A 426-nucleotide genomic window follows, 5' to 3' on the forward strand; every position below is an offset into this window, starting at 1 on the left:
CTGCTGCGTGCGGCGACTTCCTCCGCACCCGGGATACCGGTGAAGGCGACGGTCGCGACGGGCGATCCCGACCCCTTCACCACCGGGCCCGGCTCCCTGTTCACCCGGGCCATGGCCGGCGGCGAACCGCTGCTGCTGACGGGCGAGGAGCTCATCGCGGAGCTCGCCCCGGTCGACCCCGGTCAGGCCGCGCGGGTCCGCGCGTACGGGGTCCACTCCTGGCTGCTCGTACCGATGTCGGCCCGCGGGGCGGTGCTCGGCGCCGCCGTCTTCGTACGGCACGCCCGCGCCCAGGGGTTCGAGCCGGACGACGTCCTGCTGGCCGAGGAGATCTCGGCGCGCGCGGCCGTCTGCATCGACAACGCGAGCCGCTACACGCGCGAGCGCACGGCGGCCCTGGCCCTGCGGCGCAGCCTGCTGCCCCAA

Annotated in this window: 1 protein-coding gene; it reads left to right on the forward strand. The window is 75.6% G+C overall.

Annotated features, from left to right (window positions below):
* Window positions 1-426: GAF domain-containing protein (locus G3I78_RS48920; protein WP_164437120.1), on the forward strand; the 426-nt coding region annotated here is incomplete at both ends.

Source organism: Streptomyces sp. SID13726 (assembly GCF_010548375.1).
GTDB lineage: Bacteria > Actinomycetota > Actinomycetes > Streptomycetales > Streptomycetaceae > Streptomyces.